This window comes from Burkholderia sp. Nafp2/4-1b, assembly GCF_003635165.1.
In the GTDB taxonomy this organism is placed as follows: Bacteria; Pseudomonadota; Gammaproteobacteria; order Burkholderiales; family Burkholderiaceae; genus Burkholderia.
This window is the reverse complement of the sequence record NZ_ML058618.1, coordinates 42,458-63,941: the sequence shown is the minus strand read 5'-3', so window position 1 is coordinate 63,941 and position 21,484 is coordinate 42,458. Positions and strand designations below refer to the sequence as shown.

Below are 21,484 nucleotides of genomic sequence, written 5' to 3'. Positions count from 1 at the left end.
GCGCACACCGGCCGTGGATTCCCCGCTATGCTGACCGTTCCGCGAACGAAACCGAGGAGCGTGCAATGTCCGTCCGTCTGGTCGTCATCGCTGCGCTGGCGCTTGCTGCGTCCGGCGCGTTCGCGCAGCCGCTGCCGCCCGGGCAGCAACCCGCGGCGCCGCAAGCGGCGCTCGCCAATCCCGCGTCGGTCAATTGCGAGAAGCTCGGCGGCCGCCACGTGATCCGCAACCTGCCGAGCGGCCAGGTCGGCATGTGCGTGTTCAAGGACGGTCGCGTCTGCGATGAATGGGCGCTCTATCGCGACGACCGCTGCGTCGGTGGGGGCGGCGCCAAGCGCGTGTCGAACTGAGCGCGGCGAGTGCAGCGCGGCCCGGCCGTGGTCACGCCCTATTTGCGGTTCGCCGCAGGCCGCCTGATCGGGCCGGCCCGGAAGCATCTTGTTATACTCGGCGCCGCCCGCGGACGACCGCGGGTCATTCGCTTCAACGGGGACGGCCCCATCCGAGACGGAGTACGTCGAGATGGCGTGGGTATGGTTGCTGATCGCCGGTTTGCTGGAAGTGGCCTGGGCGGCCGGCATGAAATCGTCCGAGGGTTTCACGAAACTCGGGCCTTCGGTGTTCACGATCGTGACGGCGCTTGCCAGCTTCGGGCTGCTCGCGGTCGCGATGCGCCAGTTGCCGCTCGGCACGGCGTACGCGGTGTGGACGGGCATCGGCGCGGTCGGCGCGTTCGTGTTCGGAATCGTGATGATGGGCGAGGCGCTGACCGTCGCCCGCGTCGCGAGCGCGTCGCTGATCGTGCTCGGGCTGATCGGCCTGAAGCTGTCGTCGGCTGCCTGACGGCGGCTCGCCGGGCGCCGGCCCGGCGCCGGCACCCGCGCCCGTACCCGTACCCGTCTGACGCACTGCGGAATTGCGCCGGCCCTCCTGCCAGCCTGTCTATAATGGAACGTATTCGGGCCTGAATGCCGGTGCGCCGTCCGCGGCCATCGGCCCTGGTCGCCACGCGCCGCGCGGCCGGTCATACCGACTCGATCCGATCTATCGGCAAATCGCACGGAAAGTGCAAGGAGAGGGCCATGATCGAAGCCATTTCGCTCGGCGCGGGGCTCGCGTGGGCGAGCGGGCTGCGCCTTTACCTGACGGTGCTGATCGCCGGCGTGCTCGCGCGGGTCGGCTGGCTCCATCTGCCCGATACGCTTGCCGTCCTTACGTCCCCGTGGGTCATCGGCGCTGCCGCCGTGCTCGCCGTCACCGAATTCCTTGCCGACAAGATTCCCGCGTTCGACTCATTGTGGGACGCCGTGCACACCTTCATCCGCATTCCGGCCGGCGCGGTGCTCGCCGCCGGTGCGCTCGGCCATGCGGACCCGACCGTGCTCGCGGTCGCCGGGCTGGCCGGCGGTTCGCTCGCCGGTGCCGCGCACATCGCGAAGGCCGGCACACGCGCGCTGATCAACCTGTCGCCCGAACCGATCTCGAACTGGGTCGCATCGTCCACCGAGGACGGTCTCGTGTTCGGCGGCCTCGCCCTCGCGTTCTTCGTCCCGCTCGCGTTCCTCGTGCTGCTCGCCGCCTTCATCGCGGCGTCGGCCTGGGCGCTGCCGCGCCTGTGGCGCGGCGTGTCGGGCGGCTTCCGCGGGATGGCGAACCACATGGTGACGCGTCTCAACTCGATTGGGGGCAAGCGCGATTGAAGGCGCCGTCACCCGTCGAGCGGCAGCACGCCAGCCCGTCGCGGGCCGCGCGGTCCGCGCATGCCGGCCGCTTCGGCTGGCACGACCTGATCCGCCAGGCTGCGCGGATGACCGCACGCGACTGGCGTGCCGGTGAACTGACCCTCCTCGTGCTCGCATTGGTGCTCGCGGTCGCCGCGCTGACGAGCGTCGGTTTTCTCGCCGACCGGTTGCGCCAGGGCCTCGAGCGCGACGCGCGCCAGATGCTCGGCGCCGATTTCGTCGTGCGAGCCGACCGTCCGGTCGATCCGTCGTTCGATCGCGAGGCGCGCGCACTCGGGCTGCGCACCGCCACCACCGCGATCTTCCCGAGCATGGTCGCGGCGGCCGCCGGCGGGCAGGGGACCGGCGCGGCACCCGCGCGCCTCGCGGCCGTGAAGGCCGTGTCGTCCGCGTATCCGCTGCGCGGCGCGGTCGAGATCGTGCCGGCCGGTGCCACCGTCGCGCACAAGGCGACCGCCATTCCCGCACCCGGCACCGTATGGGCCGATCCGGTGCTGCTCGATGCACTGCATCTGAAGGCGGGGGACACCGTGCGCGTCGGACTGCGTACGTTCACCGTCGCCGCGTCGATCTCCCGCGAACTCGATCGCGGCTTCTCGTTCGTCAATTTCTCGCCGCGGCTGATGATGCGCGCGGACGAGCTCGCCGCGACGCGGCTCACCGGCTACGGCAGCCGCGTCACGTACCGGCTGCTCGTGGCCGGCGACACGCCGGCCGTCGCTCGCTTCGAGGCCTATGCGCACGATCGCGTCGACGGCGGCAAGCTGCGCGGCGTCGGGCTGGAGTCGCTGCAGGAAGGCCAGCCGCAGGTGCGCCAGACGCTCGATCGCGCGCGCCATTTCCTGACGCTCGTCGCGCTCCTGACCGCGCTGCTCGCGGCAGTCGCGATCGCGATGGCCGCGCAGCGCTACATGCGTCGCCACCTCGACGGCTGCGCGACGATGCGCTGTCTCGGCGTGAGCCGCCGCACGCTCGGCGCGCTGTTCGCGCTCGAATTCGCCGGCATCGGCATCGTGTCGGGCATCGCGGGCGCCGTGCTCGGTTATGGCGGCCACTGGGCGTTGCTCGCGGCGCTCGGCGGCCTGATCGACGTCGTGCTGCCGCCGCCCACGCCGTGGCCCGCGCTCGTCGGGATCGGCGCCGCGCTCGTGCTGCTGCTCGGCTTCGCGCTGCCGCCGCTCGTGCCGCTCACCCGCGTGCCGCCGGTGCGCGTGCTTCGGCGCGACTGGGGCGACGCGTCGCGCACCGCGTGGGCCGCGTACGCGATCGGTGTCGTGCTGTTCGCCGGGCTGCTGATCGTCGCGGCGGGCAACCTGAAGCTCGGGCTGATCGTCGCGGGCGGGTTCGCAGGCGCGCTGGTCGGCTTCGCGCTGATCGCGCGGCTCGTGCTGTACGCGGCGGCGCGTGCGGTGCGCAACGCGCGGGTGGCCGCGGGCATCGGCTGGCGCTACGCGCTCGCGTCGCTGCACCGGCGCGGCACGGCCAGCGCGCTGCAGATCACCGCGCTCGCCTTGGGCCTGATGTGCCTGCTGCTGATCGCGATCACGCGCAACGACCTGGTCGCCGGCTGGCGGCAGTCGACGCCGCCCGATGCGCCGAACCAGTTCCTGATCGACATCCAGCCCGACCAGCGCGACGACGTCGCGGCGTGGCTCGCCGCGCACGGCGTGCGCGACGCACTGCCGGCGCCGATGGTGCGCGGCCGGCTCGTCGCGATCAACGGCAAGCCGGTGAATCCCGATGCGTATCCGTCCGAAGAGGCGCGCCGGCTCGTCGACCGCGAATTCAACCTGTCGTATACGACCGAACTACCGTCCGACAACCGGATCGTCGCCGGCGACTGGTTCGGCAATTCGGCCAGGGCGCAGATCTCGATCGAGGCCGGGCTTGCAAAGACGCTGAACGTGAAGCCGGGCGATACGCTGCGCTTCGACGTGACGGGCCTGACGGTCGACGCGCCGATCACCAGCGTGCGCAAGCTCGACTGGGGCTCGTTCCGCGTCAACTTCTTCGTGCTGATGCCGCCGCCCGTGCTGAAGGATTTCCCGGCCGTCTACCTGACGAGCTTCCACCTGCCGGCCGAGCAGGCGGCGCTGCTCGATCCGCTGATCGCACGCTACCCGAACCTGACCGCGATCGACGTCGCGCCGATCCTCGCGCAATTGCAGCGGATGATGCTGCAGGTGGTCGGCGCGGTGCAGTTCCTGTTCGCGTTCACGCTCGCGGCCGGCTTGCTCGTGCTGTACACCGCGCTCGCCGGCTCGCGCGACGAACGCGTGCGCGAGGCCGCGCTGCTGCGCGCGCTCGGCGCGTCGCGTGCGCAGGTCAATGCGGTGCAGCGGGCGGAGTTCGTCGTCGTCGGCGTGCTGGCCGGGGCGCTGGCGTCGGCGGGCGCGATCGCGGTCGGCTGGGTGCTCGCGTCGCGCGTGTTCGACTTCCAGCTCGCCGTCGATCCGTGGCTCGTGCCGGCCGGCATTGCGGCCGGCGTCGCGTGCGCGGGTACGGCCGGCTGGCTGAGCCTGCATAATGTATTGCGGCGCCCGGCGCTGCAGTCGCTGCGCGACGCATGAGCGTCGCCGGCGGCCCCGACTATCCCGTTTTCGACTATCCGTATGACCGATGTGAATGATGAAGCGCCGTCACAGCCGACGGCGTTCGAGCTCGTGGGCGGCGAAGCCCGCGTGCGCGACATGGTGGACCGCTTTTACGACCTGATGGACCTCGAGCCCGAGTTCGCGGAGATTCGCGCGCTGCACCCGGCGTCGCTCGACGGCTCGCGCGACAAGCTGTTCTGGTTCCTGTGCGGCTGGCTCGGCGGCCCCGACCACTACATCGGCCGGTTCGGCCATCCGCGGCTGCGCGCGCGGCACCTGCCGTTCCCGATCGCATCGGTCGAGCGCGACCAGTGGCTGCGCTGCATGGCGTGGGCGATGGACGACATCGGGTTGCCCGAGCCGCTGCGCGAGCGGCTCATGCATTCGTTTTACGACACGGCCGACTGGATGCGTAACCGGCCCGGTTGAGCGACCGGTACGCTGCTGTCCGGGTGCCCGACGATCTGCGTCTGGGCGCCTGTCCGGTGCGGCGCGACACTGACCGTTTCCCCATCGATATGAGGCTCGATGATGACCCAGGCCCTGTTTCGCGAAGATGCATACCTGACGCAATGCGACGCCGTCGTCGCGGCCGTCGGCGATGACGGCATCCGCCTCGATCGCACGGTGTTCTATCCGCTCGGCGGCGGGCAGGCGGGCGACACCGGCACGCTGACGCTGCGCGACGGCAGCACCATCACGATCGCCGACACGCGCAAGGCCAAATTCGACGGGGCAACGCCGGATGACGCCGTGCACGTGCCCGCGGCGGGCCAGGAGGCGCAGCTTGCGGCGCTCGCGCCCGGCGCGCGCGTGGTCGCGGACATCGACTGGCTGCGCCGCTACCGGCACATGCGGTTGCATACGGCCGCGCACCTGATGTGCGCGGTGCTGCCGTACCCGGTCGACGGCTGCAGCGTGACGGCCGACTATGTGCGGCTCGATTTCGCGACGTCGGACGCGATCGACCGCGTCGACGTCGAACATCGTCTCGCGCGGCTGGTGCGCGGCGCGCATGCGGTCACGACCGAATGGATCACCGACGCGGAAATGGCCGAGCGGCCCGACCTCGTGCGCACGATGAGCGTGAAGCCGCCGATGGGGCTGGGCCGCGTCCGGCTGCTGCGTATCCACGGCGTCGATCTGCAGCCGTGCGGCGGTACGCACGTGCGCAACACGTCGGAAATCGGCGACCTGCGGGTCGCCAAACTTGAAAAGAAGAGCGCGCGGACACGGCGCCTCGTACTGGAGTTTGCATGACGGTCGACAACCTGACGGACAGCGCTGCCGCGCTCGATCCGCAAGCGCGCGAGATTCTGGATTTCTGGTTCGGCGCGCCGGATTCGGCCGAGTTCGGGCACAGGCGCAAGGTATGGTTCAACGGCGGCGCGGCGTTCGACGACGTGCTGCGCACGCGCTATGGCGCGTTGCTCGACGCTGCGTGCGAAGGTGCGTGCGATCGCTGGGCCGACACGCCGCTCGGCGCGCTCGCGCTGATCGTGGTCCTCGACCAGTTCTCGCGCAACATTCATCGCGGCACGCCGCGCGCGTTTGCCGCCGACCCGAAGGCGCTGGCGCTCGCACGACGCGTCGTGGCGGCCGGGTGGGACGCACAACTGCCGAGCGGCCATCACCGCGCGTTCGCGTACCTGCCGTTCGAGCATGACGAGTCGCACGAGAGCCAGCGCGAGGCGGTGCGGTTGTGCGCGGGCATTCGCGGCGAAGCCGGGTGCGAGAGCTATCACGCTTTCGCATTGCGCCACGCGGCCGTGGTCGAGCGCTTCGGCCGTTTCCCGCACCGGAATGCGATTCTCGGCCGGGCGTCGACCGACGAGGAAACCGCATTCCTGCGGCAACCCGGTTCGTCGTTTTGAGGGGAAGGGCGTGAAGTGGCGCTCGCGCACCGCCGGCATCATTCGCCGGACCTGACGACGGCGCCGTCGCGCGGCGCCGTCCGGCCTTACTGCATTTCGTGTTCTTCAGGCGTGCGCACGTAAACGCGCAGCAGTTCCTCGTTGTCCCCCGGGCGCGCGCCGGTCCAGAACAGCTTCCATTCGCTGCCCGGCGCCGGATCGACGGCCCGCACGCCCTGGACGATCATCCACGTGCAGCGCGTCGTCTTCGCATCGTCGATCGGCGTGTGCTGGATCCCCGAGAAGTAGTACAGCATCGGCGCTTCCGATTCGCCGAGCCCGTGCAGGCTCGCCATGCAGTCGCCGTCGCTCCATTCGAGCGCCAGATGTGCGTTCAGGTCGTCGAACACCGAGCGGTAGCTCTTCGCGACGTCGAGCCACGGCAGCAGCAGCGTATAGACGAGCCCCCACGCGACCAGCGCGCCGGCGCCCCACGACAGCGCGCCGCGCCACAGGCCCGTCGTGCGCAGCTTCGGCAGCAGCGACAGCCAGCCGACGGTCAGCACGAGCGCGCCGATCACGAGCCCGGGCTCGATCGGCATCGTCCAGTCGAGCGGCAGCCAGCGGCCCAGCACCGCGAGGTTCGCGCGCGATGCGCCGGGATCGGCCATCACGGCCCAGATCATCCACGCGAGCGCGACGACGGTACCGAACAACAGGCGGCTCAGGTAGTCCCACGCTAGATGCAGCCCGCGCGGCAGGCGGTCGATCGCCTGCGCGGCGACCAGCGCGAGCGGCGCGAAGAACGGCAGGATGTAGAGCTGGCGCGAGGTCGCGGACACTTGCAGCACCGCGAGGCCGACGCCGGCGAACAGCACGGGCAGCGCGATGCGCGGCGTGCGCCAGTCGCGCCATGCGCCGCGCACCAGTGCGACGATCGCGAGCGGCGCGACCGGGAAGCCGAGCAGCACGAACGCGCGCAGGATGAAGAACGGCTTGTCGTTTTCCGCGCCGAGCTCGGGCACCGAGAAACCGAAGAAGCGGCCGACGTTGTTGTCCCAGAACCAGGTCATGAACAGCGTCTCGGAGCGCAGGAACAGCGCGGTCGGCCAGATCAGCGCGAACGGCGCGAACACGAGCGCGGCGACGCCGAGCGAGCGTGCGAACGCGCGCGTCCGGCAGGCCGGGTAGAGCAGCAGCGCACCCGCGAGCGTGGCCGCGAACACGAGCGGCACGAACAGCCCCTTCGACATCAGCGCGATGCCGACGCCCGCGCCGAAGAGCGGCGCGGCCCAGCGGCCGGACGGCCGCACCGGCAGCCCGTGCTGCATCTGCCGCGCCCGCGCGACGTGCAGCATCACGAGTTCGAGCAGGCCGCAGAAGCCCATCGCGGTGCCGGCGAACAGTGCGACGTCCGTCATCATGTCGTGTACGTGCTTGATCACGACGAGCGTGCCGGCGCTCAGGACGACCGGGCCGATCACGCGCAGGTCGAGCGAGCTGTCGGCGCGGCTCGCACTGCGCGCCGCGCGCGCGATGAAGCCGAACGCAAGCGCCGCGAACAGCGCGCTCGCGAGCCGTGCCGCGTCGTGCAGCGGCATCACGCGCTGCAGCAGCCACGCGAGGCTCGTCGCGACCCACGCGTAGAGCGGCGGCTTTTCCATGAACGGCAGCCCCGCGTTGGTCGGCACGACGAAGTCGCCCGTCTCGAGCATGTGCTGGATGATGCCGAACGTATAAGTTTCGTCCTGCTTCCACGGATCGTGACCGAGCACGCCCGGCAGCGTATACGCGCAGACCAGCGCGGCGACCAGCAGCCAGACGCGCCAGCCGAGCCGCAGCACGCGATCGGCGGTTGCTGAGGTCGGCGCGGCGCTCGCCGCGCCAGGCGTGCCGGCGGCATTGAGCGTCGTGCCGAGGTCGGGATCAGCGGCTGAGCGGGTGTGATGAGCCGAAGCGGGCACGGACGTGCTTCGCCGGCCGGGCGCTGCGGTTCCTGGCATGGAAAAGATCTCGGGTCGGGGCGAGCCGGTCCGGCGGCATGGGCCGGGACCAATAAGGGTCGCATCAAGGCGAAATGACAGCCGGATGACCGACTGTTTGACTCGGCGCTAGTAGAGCACGGATCGATTACGAATGTTTACTGAAACCGTCACGAGATTGTAGAGATTTGTGGCGTCCTGACTACGGAGCGCTCGTTCGCCCCGTTTTGGTGCGTTTCTGCGTGCACTTGCCGGCCTATCGGCCGCCGCCGACGTCGAGCAGGGCGCCCGTCGTGTATGACGCCGCGTCGCCAAGCAGCCAGACGATCGCTTCGGCGATCTCCTGCGCTTCGCCCGCGCGGCCGAGCGGTGTCTGTGCGCCGAGGCGCGCGGCGCGGCCCGGCTGTCCGCCGCTCGCATGGATTTCGGTCTCGATCAGCCCCGGGCGTACTGCGTTGACGCGCACGCCGTGCGGGCCGAGTTCCTTCGCCAGGCCGATCGTCAGCGAATCGACCGCGCCCTTCGAGCCCGCGTAATCGACGTATTCGTTCGGCGAACCGAGCCGGGACGCGATCGACGACACGTTGACGATCGCGCCGCCGCGCCCGCCGCGGTCGGTGGACAGCCGGCGCGCGGCTTCGCGTGCGCACAGATAAGCGCCGAGCACGTTGGTGTCGAACATCCGCCGCAGCCGGTCGACCGGCATGTCGGCGAGCGGCAGCGACGGCGCGACGATCCCCGCATTGTTGACGAGCGCGTCGAGGCGCCCGAACGCAGCGGTGACGGTGTCGAACATCGCGATGACGTCCGCTTCGCTTGCGACGTCGCCGGCGACGATGCACGCCTGCCCGCCGGCGTCGCGCACGGCCCGGGCGGTCAGCTCGGCTGCCGCCGCGTCGTGCGCGTAGTTGATGCCGACGTCCCAGCCGCGCCGGGCCGCGAGCACGGCGGTCGCGCGGCCGATGCCGCGGCTCGCGCCGGTGATGAGGACGGCCTTGCGATCGGACGGTGCGGGCATCGCGTGCGGCTCCCGGTGAGCGGTCGTTACTTGGCCGCGTCCGGCGCCCACTTGTCGCGGGCCGGCGGCTGGTAGCGGCGCAGCTGTTCGATCAGCGCGACCGGTTCGGCGTCGACGCACAGCGCGTCGAAGTAGGCCGGACGCATGAAACCTTCGTCGACCGTGTGGCGCAGCAGCGCGATCAGCGGATCGTAGAACGAATCGATGTTGTACAGCGCGACCGGCTTGCGGTGATAGCCGAGCTGCGCCCACGTATAGACCTCGAACAGTTCCTCGAGCGTGCCGGCGCCGCCGGGCATCGCGACGAATGCGTCGGCGAGGTCGGCCATCATCTTCTTGCGGTGATGCATGTCGGGCACGACGTGCAGTTCGGACAGCCCGGTATGGCCGACTTCCTTGTCGAGCAGCAATTCGGGGATCACGCCGACCGCACGGCCGCCGGCCGCCATCACTTCATCGGCGATCGTGCCCATCAGGCCGACGCGGCCGCCGCCGTAGACGAGCGTCAGGTCCGCATCGACGAGGGCACGGCCGAACGCGCGCGCGGCGTCCGCATAGACGGGGCGCACGCCCGACGACGACCCGCAATAAACACAGACTGCCTTCATTATTTCGGATCCTTCGCGGCGGCCCTGACCGCGACCGGGCTGCCCGCGGGGCGGGGCGAACCGTCGCGCGGCGGCAGGTAGTCGGTGAACTGGCGCTTGGGCAGCTTGCCGGACACGAGATCGTCGAACAGCTGGCGCGACCGGCCGCGCAGGTACGGAGCCATGACCGAGATCACGTGCATGCTCACCTGGTGCAGTTCTTCGCGAATCGCGTCCTGGTCGTTGTACTTGCGTGGGTGCATCACGTATTGATACGACAGCCAGTACGTCGAGATCACGGCCATGTTGGTGGCGATCACTTCGATCTCGGCGGGCGTCGCGACCATTTCCGCGTCGGACACGAGCAGTTCGCACATGTCGTGCGCGAAGCGCACCTTGTGGCTGATGATCTGCTTGAAGTGCGTCTCGAGCGTGCGGTTGCGTGCGAGCAGGTCGTTGAGGTCGCGATACAGGAACCGGTAGGTCCACATGAAATCGGCCATGTACTGCAAGTACGACCAGGTTTCGTCGATCGTCGGACGGTGATCTTCGGGGAAGCGCAGCCGCCGTTCGATCTGCTGCTCGAACTGCGCGAAGATGCTGTTGATGATGTCGTCCTTGTTGCGGAAATGGTAGTACAGGTTGCCTGGACTGATTTCCATTTCCTCGGCGATCGTCGTGGTGGTGACGTTCGGCTCGCCGATCTCGTTGAAGAGTTTCAACGACAACTCGAGAATCCGTTCGCGCGTGCGGCGGGGAGGTTTCGCTTCCATGTCGTCCGGCCCTGTGTGTGCCGGACGGCGGGCGCTGCAATCGATGCTGCGAGATTCGTCCGGCGCGGGTTGCTGTTCTGAGTCTAGCGGACGATTATAAACCGCTGTTTCCTTGCATCGGGCGCATTTCGTGTACGCAATGCACGCGGCGGCGTGCTGCACCGCCGCACGCGAGCGCCGCGGGGCGCGGCCGCCGGAAACCCCTAGAAGCCGAGCCAGCCCGCAACGACCGGCCCGAGCACGAAGCCCCACGTCGTCACGCACGCGAACAGCGCGACCGTGACCGCCGCGCTGCCGAGGTCCTTCGCGCGCTTCGACAATTCGTGACGCTCGAGCGAGATGCGGTCGATCGCGGCCTCGACGCTCGAGTTCAGCAGCTCGACGATCAGCACCAGCAGCACCGATGCGATCAGCAGCGCGCGCGACGCGGCCGGAACCGGCGAGAACGCCCCGATCGGCAGCATCAGCGCGGCGAGCGTGAGCTCCTGGCGAAACGCGCTCTCCTCGCGGATCGCGACGCGAAACCCGTTCAGCGAATGCTTGAGCGCGTACCACGCGCGCGTGATGCCGCGGTGGCGCTTGTACGGGTTCGGCGGCAGCGGCGCCAGGCGGTCGTCGGGGCCGAGCGGTTCGTGCGGGTGCACGTCCGCGTCGGCATGCGGCTCGTCTTCGTCGAACGGACGATGCAGTTGTGCCGTGGCGGCAGGGGGCGGGATCTTGTCGTTCAGGTCTCGTTTCAAACGGCGGCACCTTCGGGGGGCGAGTACGCGGTCTTCGGCAGCGGCTTCAGATGCGACACGAACTGCTCGGACGCCGCGCGCCACGAGAAGCGTTCGGCCCACGCGCGGGCCGTCTCGCGTTCGATCTTCAGCGCCTCGAGGCAGGCCTCCTGCAGGTCGTCGTGCATCGCGCCGGCGTCGCCTCCGGCGAGCACGTCGATCGGACCCGTCACGGGGTACGCGGCAACCGGCGTGCCGCACGCGAGCGCCTCCAGCAGCACGAGGCCGAACGTGTCGGTGCGACTCGGGAACACGAACACGTCGGCCGCAGCATACACCTTGGCGAGCTCGGCTTGGGACAGCACGCCGAGATAGTTCGCTTCCGGATAGCGCGACTTCAGCTCGGCAAGCGCCGGACCTTCGCCCGCGACCCATTTCGAGCCGGGCAGGTCGAGGCGCAGGAACGCCTCGACGTTCTTCTCGATCGCGACGCGGCCCACGTACAGGAAGATCGGCCGCGCGGTATTGAGGACCTTCGACTCCATCGGCCGGAAGATGTCGAGATCGACGCCGCGCGTCCACAGCACGACGTTCGTGAAGCCGAACTTCTCCAGATCCTGCTTCACGACCGGGGTCGGCGCCATCACCGCCAGCGACGGGCCATGGAACCAGTGCAGGAACTTGTAGGTCGCCGACAGCGGGATCCCGAAGCGCGCCTGCACGTATTCCGGAAAGCGTGTGTGATACGCGGTCGTGTACGGCAGCTTGCGCGAGCGCGCATAGCGTCGCGCGGCAAGGCCGAGCGGGCCTTCGGTCGCGATGTGCAGCGCATCGGGTGCGAACGCATCGATCCGCGCGCGCAGCTTGCGGTACGGCAGGATCGACAGGCGGATCTCGGGGTAGGTCGGGCAGGGCACCGTGCGGAATTCCAGCGGCGTCAGCATTTCGACGCGGTGGCCGAGCGCGGTGAGTTCGCGGGAGGTGCTCTTCAGCGTGCGCACGACGCCGTTGACCTGCGGTTCCCACGCGTCGGTGACGATCATGATCTTCATCGCGGCATGTGTCCTGTAAGTGGGGTTGTGTCAGGCAGTGGCCTTGGCCTTGCGCGACGGGGCGGCGGACGGCGCGGTGCGCATCGCCGTCCAGTAGACGATCTTCAGTTCGCCTTCCATCGTTTCGACCAGCGCGGACAGGCTCTCGACCCAGTCGCCGTCGTTGCAGTACAGCACGCCGTCGATGTCGCGGATCTCCGCCTTGTGGATGTGTCCGCACACGACGCCGTCGCAGCCGCGGCGGCGCGCCTCGTCGGTCATCACGGTCTCGAACTGCGAGATGAAGTTCACCGCGTTCTTCACCTGGTGCTTCAGGTACTGCGACAGCGACCAGTACTGGAAGCCGAGCCGGCTGCGGATCCGGTTGAACCAGCGGTTCAGCACGAGGATCAGCGTGTAGAGCGTGTCGCCGAGATACGCGAGCCATTTCGCGTGCTGGATCACGCCGTCGAACAGGTCGCCGTGCACGATCCACAAACGTTTGCCCGCGAGCGTCGTGTGAAACGCCTCGCCGCGCACCTGGATGTCGCCGAACGCGAGGTCGCAGAACTGCCGCGCGCCTTCGTCGTGGTTGCCCGGGATGTAGACCACCTGGGTGCCCTTGCGCGCCTTGCGCAGGACCTTCTGCACGACGTCGTTGTGCGCCTGCGGCCAGTACCAGCCCTTTTTCAGCTGCCAGCCGTCGATGATGTCGCCGACGAGGTACAGGTACTCCGAATCGTTGTGGCGCAGGAAGTCGAGCAGGTACGGCGCCTGGCAGCCGCTCGAGCCGAGATGGATGTCGGACAGCCAGATCGTGCGGTAGCGATGCGTGGACGGTTCCGGATCGTCATGCATCGCGTGCGCGGCCGTCGGCTCGCGCGACGACAGCGCATCGGCCGCGGCCGAGTCGGACAGGAAGGCGGTGACGGCGCGGGCGCCGAGCGGTTGACGAAACAGGGAGGTCGCGGACGTTTTCTGGCCCATGCATGACTCGCGCCGATTTGACATGACAGGCATTGCGCCATGCGGGCGTGACCATGCCATGACAGTCACGAGACGTTCTTATTACTGTCGCTGCGACGTGTTTAGCAGTGAATGCGGCGGGGTTGCGTAACCTGTCGAACCGACAGGCGCGCGATTGCCGGGCAAGCCACGCGGGGCGGTCGTGCGGGTGGTTTCGACGGATTTCGTCAGATGGATGCGCCGCTGCGCGCGGCCGGGGCGGCGCCGGCCGACGGTGCGGCTGCGGTTGCCATTGCGCGGGCCGCGCGGCGGCTCAGCGGGGAATCGCGACGATGCGCGTGCGCGCGATGCGGTCGTGCGGGAACTGGCGATCGGCGTGCAGCCGGGCGGCGCCGGCCCACGCTGCGATCCACGCGGCGGTGAGTGCGAGCGTGACGGGTACCGACAGGCCGAACAGCGGATGCAGCGCGAGCGGCGGCAGGAACCACAGCCAGCCGAGCGCATAGCGGACGAGCGCGTGACCGGCGTTCAGCGGCCGGCCGCTCGATGATTCGAGCCGCAGCCGCCAGGTCTTCATCGGCAGCGTCTGGCCGCCATGGGTCCAGAACCACACGAAGTACGCGCCGACGACGAGCGCGATCCATGCAGCGAGAAGGTTGTGATGGACGAGGCCGTTGCGCTGCTGCGTCGCGAGGCTGAACGCGAGGCCCGCGAAGAACACGACGCCGAACAGCAGCACGGCTTCGTACAGCATCGCCGCGAGGCGCCGTCGCACGGACGGCACGGCGACGGCTGGCGCTGCGGAGGCCGGCGTGCTTGCCACGGTCGCTCAGGAGCCCTTGAACATCGACGGCGCGTCGGCCGGCGACACGGGGGTGACGACGGACGGCGCGGGTGCGGGCGCGGTGCCCGACGTGGACGAGGCGGCGGGCGGCGTGCCGACGCCGGGCGAGGCGGGCACCGGTGCCGCGGCGACGTTGCTCGCCGGATGCTCGTGCGAATTGACGAGGCGGCGCACGTCGCGGTCGGCGACGGTCGGCGGCGCGCTGACGACGCTCGGCTTGCGCCGGCGCTCGGTCGCGGCGAGGCGCTGCTTCTGCTCTTCGGGCAGTTGCTGGTAGGCCCTCCACGCGCGCTCGCGCGCCTGCGCGGACAGCTCCTTCGCGCTCTGGTAATTCTCGCGTGCGACGCGGCGCTGCTCGGGTGTCATCCGCGCCCACTCGGACATCCGGTCCTGCAGGTGTTTTTGCGCATCGGGCGTCAACTTCGCGAAACGCGACGCGATCTTCAGCCATTTGCGCTTGCGCGCATCACTGAAGCCATCCCATTGATCGGCGAACGGCGCGAGCGCCTCGCGTTGCGCGGGCGTCAGGCGCGCCCACGACAGCGGGCCGTTGGCGGTCGGCAAAGGCAGCGGCGGGAGCTCGGTGGCCAGCCCGGCCGCGGCCGAGGTCGGCGCGGGTGCGCTGCTGGCCGCGGCGGAGACCGTCGAGGGGGGCGGGTTGAATCGGGAGTAGGTGGCGACGTACGAAACGGCAATCGCGATCACGCATCCGAAAAATACGGCCAGGCCGCGTTTCTGACTCACCCGTGCGATCCCCTCGTTATTGTCTGTTAGCGTGCGTGCGAAAGATACGCGTTGAACCCGTGATCGAGATACGCGTTGAGCGGCAGGTCGTCGCTGAGCATCGCCGCGTCGATGTCGGCGAGTTCGGCGGTGCGCTGCATGTCTTCCCAATACGCGATGCCGACGAGCCCCGCGAGCAGCAGCGCGAGCGGCCACGCGCGCAGCAGGCGGCGCGCGAACGACACGGGCGGGCGGCCGGCCTGCGCGAGACCCGCGGGCGGCGTGCCGTACGCGCCGGCGGCACCGGCGAACGCGGGCACGAACACCGGCGCGGTCGCGGGTTCCGGCTTCTTGCGCGCGAGCGCGGCCCGGCGCGCGACGGCCAGACGGTCGGTGGTCGCGTCAGGCAGCGCCGCGGCACGTTCGTCCAGCGCGCGGCGAACCTTCAGCGCGAATTCGAGTTCTCGATTTACGGGAGCGGAGCTCATAGCGTGATTCCTTTGGCCTTGAGCGCTTGCGCCAGGGTGTGGGTGGCTCGTGAGCAGTGCGTCTTGACGCTGCCTTCGGAGCACCCCATTGCGGCGGCAGTCTCGGCGACATCCATATCTTCCCAATAACGCATCAGGAACGCTTCCCGTTGACGCGTCGGAAGTTTCTGGATTTCTTCGTCGATCAGGGCCAGAACCTGTTCCCGCTCGAGGCGGTGCTCGGTGCTCTCGACACCCGCATTGTCGTCCGCGGATTCGAGCGTTTCCAGTGGATCGAAGTCGTCGTCGTCCGTGTTGTTGAGCGACGAGAACAGCGTGACCCAGGTATTGCGGACCTTCTGCCGGCGGAACCAGTCGTGGATCGCGTTCTGCAGGATCCGCTGGAACAGCAGCGGCAGCTCGGCCGCCGGCCGGTCGCCATATTTCTCCGCCAGCTTGATCATCGCGTCCTGCACGATGTCGAGCGACGCATCGTCGTCACGCACGGCGTACGCAGCCTGCTTGAACGCGCGCCTTTCGACGCCCGCCAGAAAGTCGGCGAGTTCCTTGTCTGATGCCATTCCGTAAAGGTATGCGCTGCGGACTGCGGCGTGTGAAAGGTCGAAAAATTTCGTAAAACCCGCGGATGCTAACAAATTTTCGCGCGACTTGGCACCGGTTGCAGCACGGTACGTTGCGTGCCAGCAGCGTGCGCGGGCCGCCGGGCGGGGCGGATGATGCGCTGCGGGATATTTTGCTTGACGGCCCAATCGCGACCCGCTATCGTCAGCGATTCGCAACATGAAGTGATGGTCTCATTTGAGGCTGGCCCAAGAAGCCCGCCCTTCAAACTGGACGCGCCGCTTGAACCCGAGCCACAAGCCCGGCAGAGAGCACCCGATCAATTTTTTGCCGAAAATTCGAAAGGTCAAAATGAACATGCCCAGCGCGGAATTCTCCACGTCGGAACCCCTTTCCCCTCCCGATAGCGACTCCATCGGCGCCACCGTGCTCATGAAGGCACTGGCCGACGAGAACGTCGAATTCATCTGGGGCTATCCCGGCGGCTCGGTACTTTACATCTACGACGAGCTTTACAAGCAGGACAAGATTCAGCACGTGCTGGTGCGCCACGAACAGGCGGCCGTGCACGCAGCCGATGCGTATGCGCGTTCCACCGGCAACGTCGGCGTCTGTCTCGTGACGTCCGGCCCCGGTGTCACCAATGCGGTGACCGGCATCGCAACGGCCTACATGGATTCGATCCCGATGGTCGTGATCAGCGGCCAGGTGCCGACTGCCGCGATCGGCCAGGACGCATTCCAGGAATGCGATACGGTCGGCATCACGCGTCCGTGCGTGAAGCACAACTTCCTCGTGAAGGACGTGCGCGACCTCGCGGAAACCGTCAAGAAGGCGTTCTACATCGCCCGCACCGGCCGTCCCGGCCCGGTTCTGATCGACATTCCGAAGGACATCTCCAAGACCCCGTGCCAGTACGAGCCGGTCAAGAGCGTGTCGCTGCGGTCGTACAACCCCGTCACGAAGGGCCATTCGGGCCAGATCCGCAAGGCCGTGTCGCTGTTGCTGTCGGCGAAGCGTCCTTACATCTACACGGGTGGCGGCATCATCCTCGCCGACGCGGCGCGCGAACTGAACCAGTTCGCCGACCTGCTCGGCTACCCGGTCACGAACACGCTGATGGGCCTCGGCGGCTATCGCGCGTCGGACAAGAAATTCCTCGGCATGCTCGGCATGCACGGCACCTACGAAGCGAACATGGCGATGCAGCACTGTGACGTGCTGATCGCGATCGGCGCCCGCTTCGACGACCGCGTGATCGGCGACCCGGCGCACTTCGCGTCGCGTCCGCGCAAGATCATCCACATCGACATCGACCCGTCGTCGATCTCGAAGCGCGTGAAGGTCGACATTCCGATCGTCGGCGACGTGAAGGAAGTGCTGAAGGAGCTGATCGAGCAGCTGCAGACGGCCGAGCATGGCCCCGACACCGAAGCGCTCGCGCAATGGTGGAAGGACATCGAAAGCTGGCGCTCGAAAGACTGCCTGAAGTTCGACCGCGAAAGCGAGATCATCAAGCCGCAGTACGTGGTCGAAAAGGCGTGGGAGCTGACGGACGGCAACGCGTTCGTGTGCTCGGACGTCGGCCAGCACCAGATGTGGGCAGCGCAGTTCTACCGTTTCAACAAGCCGCGTCGCTGGATCAACTCCGGCGGCCTCGGCACGATGGGCTTCGGCCTGCCGGCAGCGATGGGCGTCAAGATGGCGCACCCGGACGACGACGTGCTGTGCATCACGGGCGAAGGCTCGATCCAGATGTGCATCCAGGAACTGTCGACCTGCCTGCAGTACGACACGCCCGTGAAGATCATTTCGCTGAACAACCGCTATCTCGGCATGGTTCGCCAGTGGCAGCAGATCGAATACAGCAAGCGCTATTCGCATTCGTACATGGATGCGCTGCCTGACTTCGTGAAGCTCGCCGAGGCGTACGGCCATGTCGGCTTGCGGATCGAAAAGACCTCGGATGTGGAGCCGGCGCTGAAGGAAGCGCTGCGCCTGAAGGACCGCACCGTGTTTCTCGACTTCCAGACCGATCCGACCGAAAACGTCTGGCCGATGGTACAGGCCGGCAAGGGCATCACCGAGATGCTGCTCGGATCGGAAGATCTGTAACGGCGCGACGCGCGCGAGGCCCCCAGCGGCCGCCTTCACGAAGGGCGGTGCGGCAGCGGGCGGCGCGCGGCGCGAGTGAATCGACACGGACACATTCTGGAAGAAGCGAACATGAGACACATCATTTCCGTCCTGCTGGAAAACGAACCGGGCGCGCTGTCGCGCGTGGTCGGTCTGTTTTCCGCACGCGGCTACAACATCGAAACCTTGACGGTGGCGCCGACCGAAGACCAATCGCTGTCGCGGCTGACCATCGTTTCCATTGGCTCGGACGACGTGATCGAACAGATCACGAAGCATCTGAACCGCCTGATCGAGGTGGTGAAAGTGGTGGACCTGACCGACGGTGCACACATCGAACGCGAGCTGATGCTGATCAAGGTACGTGCAGTGGGCAAGGAGCGCGAAGAAATGAAGCGGATGTCGGATATTTTCCGCGGCCGCATCATCGACGTGACCGAAAAGACCTACACGATCGAATTGACGGGCGCGAGCGACAAGCTCGACGCATTCATCCAGGGGCTGGACGCCACCGCGATCCTCGAGACCGTGCGTACCGGCAGCTCCGGCATCGGACGCGGCGAGCGCATCCTGAAGGTGTGATGCCGATATAGCCAAAAAAGGCACGCCGGGTGCGCCGTCATGTCCCGGCCCGCAGTACCCAATCCGAACGAATTGTTGAATTTTTGAATTAGCGAAGGAACCATCATGAACGTTTTCTACGACAAAGACGCTGACCTCTCCCTCATCAAGGGCAAGCAAGTCACGATCATCGGCTACGGCTCGCAAGGCCATGCACACGCACTGAACCTGAAGGACAGCGGCGTGAACGTGACGGTCGGCCTTCGCAAGGGCGGCGCGTCGTGGAGCAAGGCTGAAAATGCCGGCCTGTCGGTCAAGGAAGTCGCGGAAGCGGTGAAGGACGCGGACGTCGTCATGATGCTGCTGCCGGACGAGCAGATCGCCGACGTGTACGCGAAGGAAGTGCACGCGAACATCAAGCAGGGCGCCGCACTGGCATTCGCACACGGCTTCAACGTCCACTACGGCGCGGTGATCCCGCGCGCGGACCTCGACGTGATCATGATCGCGCCGAAGGCACCGGGCCACACCGTGCGCGGCACGTACTCGCAAGGTGGCGGCGTGCCGCACCTGATCGCGGTTGCGCAGAACAAGTCGGGCGCGGCACGCGACATCGCGCTGTCGTACGCAGCGGCGAACGGCGGCGGCCGTGCCGGCATCATCGAGACCAACTTCCGTGAAGAGACCGAGACCGACCTGTTCGGCGAACAGGCCGTGCTGTGCGGCGGTACGGTCGAGCTGATCAAGGCAGGTTTCGAGACGCTGGTCGAGGCAGGCTACGCGCCGGAAATGGCTTACTTCGAGTGCCTGCACGAGCTGAAGCTGATCGTCGACCTGATCTACGAAGGCGGCATCGCGAACATGAACTACTCGATCTCGAACAACGCCGAGTACGGCGAGTACGTGACGGGCCCGCGCATCGTCACGGAAGAGACGAAGAAGGCGATGAAGCAGTGCCTGACCGACATCCAGACGGGCGAGTACGCGAAGAGCTTCATCCTCGAGAACAAGGCAGGCGCCCCGACGCTGCAGTCGCGCCGCCGCCTGACGGCCGAGCACCAGATCGAGCAGGTCGGCGGGAAGCTGCGCGCGATGATGCCGTGGATCGCGAAGAACAAGCTCGTCGACCAGACGAAGAACTAAGCACGCATAGCAGCAAAACGTGCTGTTCCGGCCCTTCGAGTGGAGGGTCGGTATCAAAAAGCCGTCCGAAGGCAGCAGTGCCCCGGGCGGCTTTTGCTATCCTACGGGCTTTGCAATTCACCGAACACCGAACGAACCCATGAACTATCCTCATCCGATCATCGCGCGCGAAGGCTGGCCGTTCATCGCGATTGCAGCCGTCATCGCGTTGTTGATCCACGCCATCGGGGGCTTCGGCTTCGCGTGGCCGTTCTGGCTGCTGCTCGTTTTCGTCGTCCAGTTCTTCCGCGATCCGCAGCGCCCGATCCCGGCGCAGCCGAACGCGGTGCTGTGCCCGGCGGACGGCCGCATCGTCGCGGTCGAGACCACGCAGGACCCTTACGCGAACCGCGAAGCGCTGAAGATCAGCGTGTTCATGAACGTGTTCAACGTCCACTCGCAGCGTTCGCCGGTCGACGGCGCGATCTCCAAGGTCGAGTACTTCCCGGGCGCGTTCCTGAACGCGGCGATCGACAAGGCATCGACCGAGAACGAGCGTAACGCGGTCGTGATCCAGACGGCGAGCGGCAAGACCGTCACCGCGGTGCAGATCGCCGGCCTCGTCGCGCGCCGGATCCTCTGCTACGTGCGTGCCGGCGAGCCGCTGTCGCGCGGCCAGCGTTACGGTTTCATCCGCTTCGGTTCGCGCGTCGACGTCTACCTGCCGCTCGGCAGCCGCGCGAAGGTGTCGATCGGCGAGAAGGTCTACGCGTCGTCGACGATCCTCGCCGAGCTCGAACAGTAAGCGGCGGGACGCACCATGGCCGCATTCAAGCCGCGCCGGCCGCGCAATGGCACCAGCCAGACGCCGCGCCCGTTCCGCCGCAACAAGGTGATGGCACCCGATTCGGTGCCCAGCGAAAGCCGCCGCGCCGCGCGCCAGCGGTTCCTGAAGACGCGGGGCATCTATCTGCTGCCGAACGCATTCACGACCGCCGCGCTGTTCTGCGGCTTCTTCGCGGTCGTGCAGGCGATGAACGTGCGCTTCGAGATTGCCGCGATCGCGATCTTCGTCGCGATGGTGCTCGACGGGATGGACGGCCGCGTCGCACGGATGACCCATACGCAAAGCGCGTTCGGCGAACAGTTCGACAGCCTGTCCGACATGGTGTCGTTCGGCGTCGCCCCGGCGCTCGTGATGTACGAATGGGTGCTGAAGGATCTCGGCCGCTGGGGCTGGCTCGCCGCGTTCGTCTACTGCTCGGGCGCGGCGCTACGTCTCGCGCGCTTCAACACGAACATCGGCAGCGTCGACAAGCGATTCTTCCAGGGGCTGCCGAGCCCGGCCGCCGCCGCGCTGATTGCCGGCTTCGTGTGGCTCGCGACCGACAACCGCGTGCCGATGAAGCTCGGCTGGCTGCCGTGGGTCGCGTTCGCGCTGACGATCTACGCGGGCGTGACGATGGTGTCCAACGCGCCGTTCTACAGCGGCAAGGCGCTCGACGTGCGACATCGCGTGCCGTTCGCCGCGATCCTGCTGGTCGTCGTCGCGTTCGTGCTGGTGTCGTCCGATCCGCCGCTGATGCTGTTCTGCCTGTTCGTGCTGTACGGGCTGTCCGGCTACGTGTTCTGGGGTTACCAGGCCATGCGCGGGCGGGCGAATCCCGCGCGCTCGTCGCAGCGCGATCACTGACGCGCGATCGACGCGAAAACGGCGGCCTCGGGCCGCCGTTTTCATTGGCCCCTTTTTCGCGTGGACGTCCCGTCATCCCGGGTGCCGTCCG

General features: G+C 67.8%; 23 protein-coding genes. 12 read left to right on the top strand and 11 right to left on the bottom strand.

Features of this window, described 5'->3' with window-relative positions; genetic code table 11:
* The first annotated feature begins 65 nt into the window (after positions 1–65).
* From C7H84_RS26515 to C7H84_RS26480, 7 genes are all read left to right on the top strand, one after another.
* Positions 66–350: a DUF333 domain-containing protein gene (locus C7H84_RS26515; RefSeq protein ID WP_121861581.1), complete on the top strand. Its 285-nt coding sequence runs from the start codon at positions 66–68 to the stop codon at positions 348–350.
* 172 nt (positions 351–522) lie between these two features.
* Positions 523–843 carry a quaternary ammonium compound efflux SMR transporter SugE gene (gene sugE, locus C7H84_RS26510; protein ID WP_121861554.1) on the top strand — a complete coding sequence of 107 codons (321 nt, stop codon included), beginning with the start codon at positions 523–525 and terminating at the stop codon, positions 841–843.
* A 239-nt stretch (positions 844–1,082) separates the two neighbouring features.
* Complete coding sequence (locus C7H84_RS26505) at positions 1,083–1,700, top strand: DUF4126 domain-containing protein (protein WP_057929256.1); 618 nt, start codon at positions 1,083–1,085, stop codon at positions 1,698–1,700.
* 107 nt (positions 1,701–1,807) lie between these two features.
* Positions 1,808–4,312 carry an FtsX-like permease family protein gene (locus tag C7H84_RS26500; protein WP_240462101.1) on the top strand — a complete coding sequence of 835 codons (2,505 nt, stop codon included), beginning with the start codon at positions 1,808–1,810 and terminating at the stop codon, positions 4,310–4,312.
* A gap of 42 nt (positions 4,313–4,354) precedes the next feature.
* Positions 4,355–4,765: a group II truncated hemoglobin gene (locus C7H84_RS26495; RefSeq protein ID WP_121861552.1), complete on the top strand. Its 411-nt coding sequence runs from the start codon at positions 4,355–4,357 to the stop codon at positions 4,763–4,765.
* A 99-nt stretch (positions 4,766–4,864) separates the two neighbouring features.
* A complete protein-coding gene (locus tag C7H84_RS26485; RefSeq protein WP_121861550.1) occupies positions 4,865–5,596 on the top strand; it encodes an alanyl-tRNA editing protein in 732 nt (243 codons plus the stop codon).
* Entirely contained in the window at positions 5,593–6,210 is a 618-nt protein-coding gene (locus tag C7H84_RS26480; RefSeq protein ID WP_121861549.1) for a DUF924 family protein, read from the top strand. The genes C7H84_RS26485 and C7H84_RS26480 overlap by 4 nt, the downstream gene beginning before the upstream one ends.
* A gap of 86 nt (positions 6,211–6,296) precedes the next feature.
* Here C7H84_RS26480 and C7H84_RS26475 read toward each other — a convergent pair whose 3' ends face one another.
* From C7H84_RS26475 to C7H84_RS26425, 11 genes are all read right to left on the bottom strand, one after another.
* On the bottom strand, positions 6,297–8,192 hold the full coding sequence (locus tag C7H84_RS26475; protein WP_121861548.1) for a glycosyl transferase: 1,896 nt from the start codon (positions 8,190–8,192) through the stop codon (positions 6,297–6,299).
* Positions 8,193–8,427: 235 nt separating this feature from the next.
* On the bottom strand, positions 8,428–9,189 hold the full coding sequence (locus tag C7H84_RS26470) for an SDR family oxidoreductase (protein WP_121861547.1): 762 nt from the start codon (positions 9,187–9,189) through the stop codon (positions 8,428–8,430).
* A gap of 26 nt (positions 9,190–9,215) precedes the next feature.
* The gene (locus C7H84_RS26465; RefSeq protein WP_121861546.1) at positions 9,216–9,797 is read right to left on the bottom strand and encodes a TIGR00730 family Rossman fold protein; all 582 of its coding nucleotides are present in this window, start codon (positions 9,795–9,797) and stop codon (positions 9,216–9,218) included.
* Positions 9,797–10,549, bottom strand: coding sequence for a TetR/AcrR family transcriptional regulator (locus C7H84_RS26460; protein WP_121861545.1), 753 nt, complete (start codon positions 10,547–10,549; stop codon positions 9,797–9,799). Before C7H84_RS26460 ends, C7H84_RS26465 begins: the two co-directional genes overlap by 1 nt.
* 203 nt (positions 10,550–10,752) lie before the next feature.
* Positions 10,753–11,289: a diacylglycerol kinase gene (locus C7H84_RS26455; protein ID WP_121861544.1), complete on the bottom strand. Its 537-nt coding sequence runs from the start codon at positions 11,287–11,289 to the stop codon at positions 10,753–10,755.
* A complete protein-coding gene (locus C7H84_RS26450; protein ID WP_121861543.1) occupies positions 11,286–12,320 on the bottom strand; it encodes a glycosyltransferase family 1 protein in 1,035 nt (344 codons plus the stop codon). The genes C7H84_RS26455 and C7H84_RS26450 overlap by 4 nt, the downstream gene beginning before the upstream one ends.
* Before the next feature lie 30 nt (positions 12,321–12,350).
* Complete coding sequence (locus C7H84_RS26445; protein ID WP_121861542.1) at positions 12,351–13,286, bottom strand: UDP-2,3-diacylglucosamine diphosphatase; 936 nt, start codon at positions 13,284–13,286, stop codon at positions 12,351–12,353.
* 292 nt (positions 13,287–13,578) lie between these two features.
* A complete protein-coding gene (locus C7H84_RS26440) occupies positions 13,579–14,088 on the bottom strand; it encodes an RDD family protein (protein ID WP_121861541.1) in 510 nt (169 codons plus the stop codon).
* Positions 14,089–14,094: 6 nt separating this feature from the next.
* Entirely contained in the window at positions 14,095–14,853 is a 759-nt protein-coding gene (locus C7H84_RS26435) for a DUF3106 domain-containing protein (RefSeq protein WP_121861540.1), read from the bottom strand.
* A 26-nt stretch (positions 14,854–14,879) separates the two neighbouring features.
* Positions 14,880–15,320 carry a DUF3619 family protein gene (locus C7H84_RS26430; protein ID WP_121861539.1) on the bottom strand — a complete coding sequence of 147 codons (441 nt, stop codon included), beginning with the start codon at positions 15,318–15,320 and terminating at the stop codon, positions 14,880–14,882.
* On the bottom strand, positions 15,317–15,880 hold the full coding sequence (locus C7H84_RS26425; RefSeq protein ID WP_014896488.1) for an RNA polymerase sigma factor: 564 nt from the start codon (positions 15,878–15,880) through the stop codon (positions 15,317–15,319). The genes C7H84_RS26430 and C7H84_RS26425 overlap by 4 nt, the downstream gene beginning before the upstream one ends.
* A 352-nt stretch (positions 15,881–16,232) precedes the next feature.
* Between C7H84_RS26425 and C7H84_RS26420 the strand changes: the two genes are divergently transcribed.
* From C7H84_RS26420 to pssA, 5 genes are all read left to right on the top strand, one after another.
* Entirely contained in the window at positions 16,233–17,996 is a 1,764-nt protein-coding gene (locus tag C7H84_RS26420; RefSeq protein WP_121861538.1) for an acetolactate synthase 3 catalytic subunit, read from the top strand.
* A gap of 111 nt (positions 17,997–18,107) precedes the next feature.
* On the top strand, positions 18,108–18,599 hold the full coding sequence (gene ilvN / locus C7H84_RS26415; RefSeq protein ID WP_034207977.1) for an acetolactate synthase small subunit: 492 nt from the start codon (positions 18,108–18,110) through the stop codon (positions 18,597–18,599).
* 105 nt (positions 18,600–18,704) lie between these two features.
* Positions 18,705–19,721 carry a ketol-acid reductoisomerase gene (ilvC, locus tag C7H84_RS26410; protein WP_121861537.1) on the top strand — a complete coding sequence of 339 codons (1,017 nt, stop codon included), beginning with the start codon at positions 18,705–18,707 and terminating at the stop codon, positions 19,719–19,721.
* A 139-nt stretch (positions 19,722–19,860) separates the two neighbouring features.
* Positions 19,861–20,505, top strand: a complete 645-nt coding sequence (locus C7H84_RS26405; RefSeq protein ID WP_014896491.1) for a phosphatidylserine decarboxylase — start codon at positions 19,861–19,863, stop codon at positions 20,503–20,505.
* 15 nt (positions 20,506–20,520) lie between these two features.
* The gene (gene pssA, locus C7H84_RS26400) at positions 20,521–21,393 is read left to right on the top strand and encodes a CDP-diacylglycerol--serine O-phosphatidyltransferase (protein WP_121861536.1); all 873 of its coding nucleotides are present in this window, start codon (positions 20,521–20,523) and stop codon (positions 21,391–21,393) included.
* Positions 21,394–21,484: the final 91 nt, after the last annotated feature.

Excerpts from the sequence above, each read along its gene's own strand:
- C7H84_RS26515 (WP_121861581.1), top strand. The coding sequence starts at position 66 with ATGTCCGTCCGTCTGGTCGTCATCGCTGCGCTGGCGCTTGCTGCGTCC.
- sugE (WP_121861554.1), top strand. The coding sequence starts at position 523 with ATGGCGTGGGTATGGTTGCTGATCGCCGGTTTGCTGGAAGTGGCCTGG.
- C7H84_RS26505 (WP_057929256.1), top strand. The coding sequence starts at position 1,083 with ATGATCGAAGCCATTTCGCTCGGCGCGGGGCTCGCGTGGGCGAGCGGG.
- C7H84_RS26500 (WP_240462101.1), top strand. The coding sequence starts at position 1,808 with ATGACCGCACGCGACTGGCGTGCCGGTGAACTGACCCTCCTCGTGCTC.
- C7H84_RS26495 (WP_121861552.1), top strand. The coding sequence starts at position 4,355 with ATGACCGATGTGAATGATGAAGCGCCGTCACAGCCGACGGCGTTCGAG.
- C7H84_RS26485 (WP_121861550.1), top strand. The coding sequence starts at position 4,865 with ATGATGACCCAGGCCCTGTTTCGCGAAGATGCATACCTGACGCAATGC.
- C7H84_RS26480 (WP_121861549.1), top strand. The coding sequence starts at position 5,593 with ATGACGGTCGACAACCTGACGGACAGCGCTGCCGCGCTCGATCCGCAA.
- C7H84_RS26475 (WP_121861548.1), bottom strand. The coding sequence starts at position 8,192 with ATGCCAGGAACCGCAGCGCCCGGCCGGCGAAGCACGTCCGTGCCCGCT.
- C7H84_RS26470 (WP_121861547.1), bottom strand. The coding sequence starts at position 9,189 with ATGCCCGCACCGTCCGATCGCAAGGCCGTCCTCATCACCGGCGCGAGC.
- C7H84_RS26465 (WP_121861546.1), bottom strand. The coding sequence starts at position 9,797 with ATGAAGGCAGTCTGTGTTTATTGCGGGTCGTCGTCGGGCGTGCGCCCC.
- C7H84_RS26460 (WP_121861545.1), bottom strand. The coding sequence starts at position 10,549 with ATGGAAGCGAAACCTCCCCGCCGCACGCGCGAACGGATTCTCGAGTTG.
- C7H84_RS26450 (WP_121861543.1), bottom strand. The coding sequence starts at position 12,320 with ATGAAGATCATGATCGTCACCGACGCGTGGGAACCGCAGGTCAACGGC.
- C7H84_RS26445 (WP_121861542.1), bottom strand. The coding sequence starts at position 13,286 with ATGGGCCAGAAAACGTCCGCGACCTCCCTGTTTCGTCAACCGCTCGGC.
- C7H84_RS26430 (WP_121861539.1), bottom strand. The coding sequence starts at position 15,320 with ATGAGCTCCGCTCCCGTAAATCGAGAACTCGAATTCGCGCTGAAGGTT.
- C7H84_RS26425 (WP_014896488.1), bottom strand. The coding sequence starts at position 15,880 with ATGGCATCAGACAAGGAACTCGCCGACTTTCTGGCGGGCGTCGAAAGG.
- C7H84_RS26420 (WP_121861538.1), top strand. The coding sequence starts at position 16,233 with ATGAACATGCCCAGCGCGGAATTCTCCACGTCGGAACCCCTTTCCCCT.
- ilvN (WP_034207977.1), top strand. The coding sequence starts at position 18,108 with ATGAGACACATCATTTCCGTCCTGCTGGAAAACGAACCGGGCGCGCTG.
- ilvC (WP_121861537.1), top strand. The coding sequence starts at position 18,705 with ATGAACGTTTTCTACGACAAAGACGCTGACCTCTCCCTCATCAAGGGC.
- C7H84_RS26405 (WP_014896491.1), top strand. The coding sequence starts at position 19,861 with ATGAACTATCCTCATCCGATCATCGCGCGCGAAGGCTGGCCGTTCATC.
- pssA (WP_121861536.1), top strand. The coding sequence starts at position 20,521 with ATGGCCGCATTCAAGCCGCGCCGGCCGCGCAATGGCACCAGCCAGACG.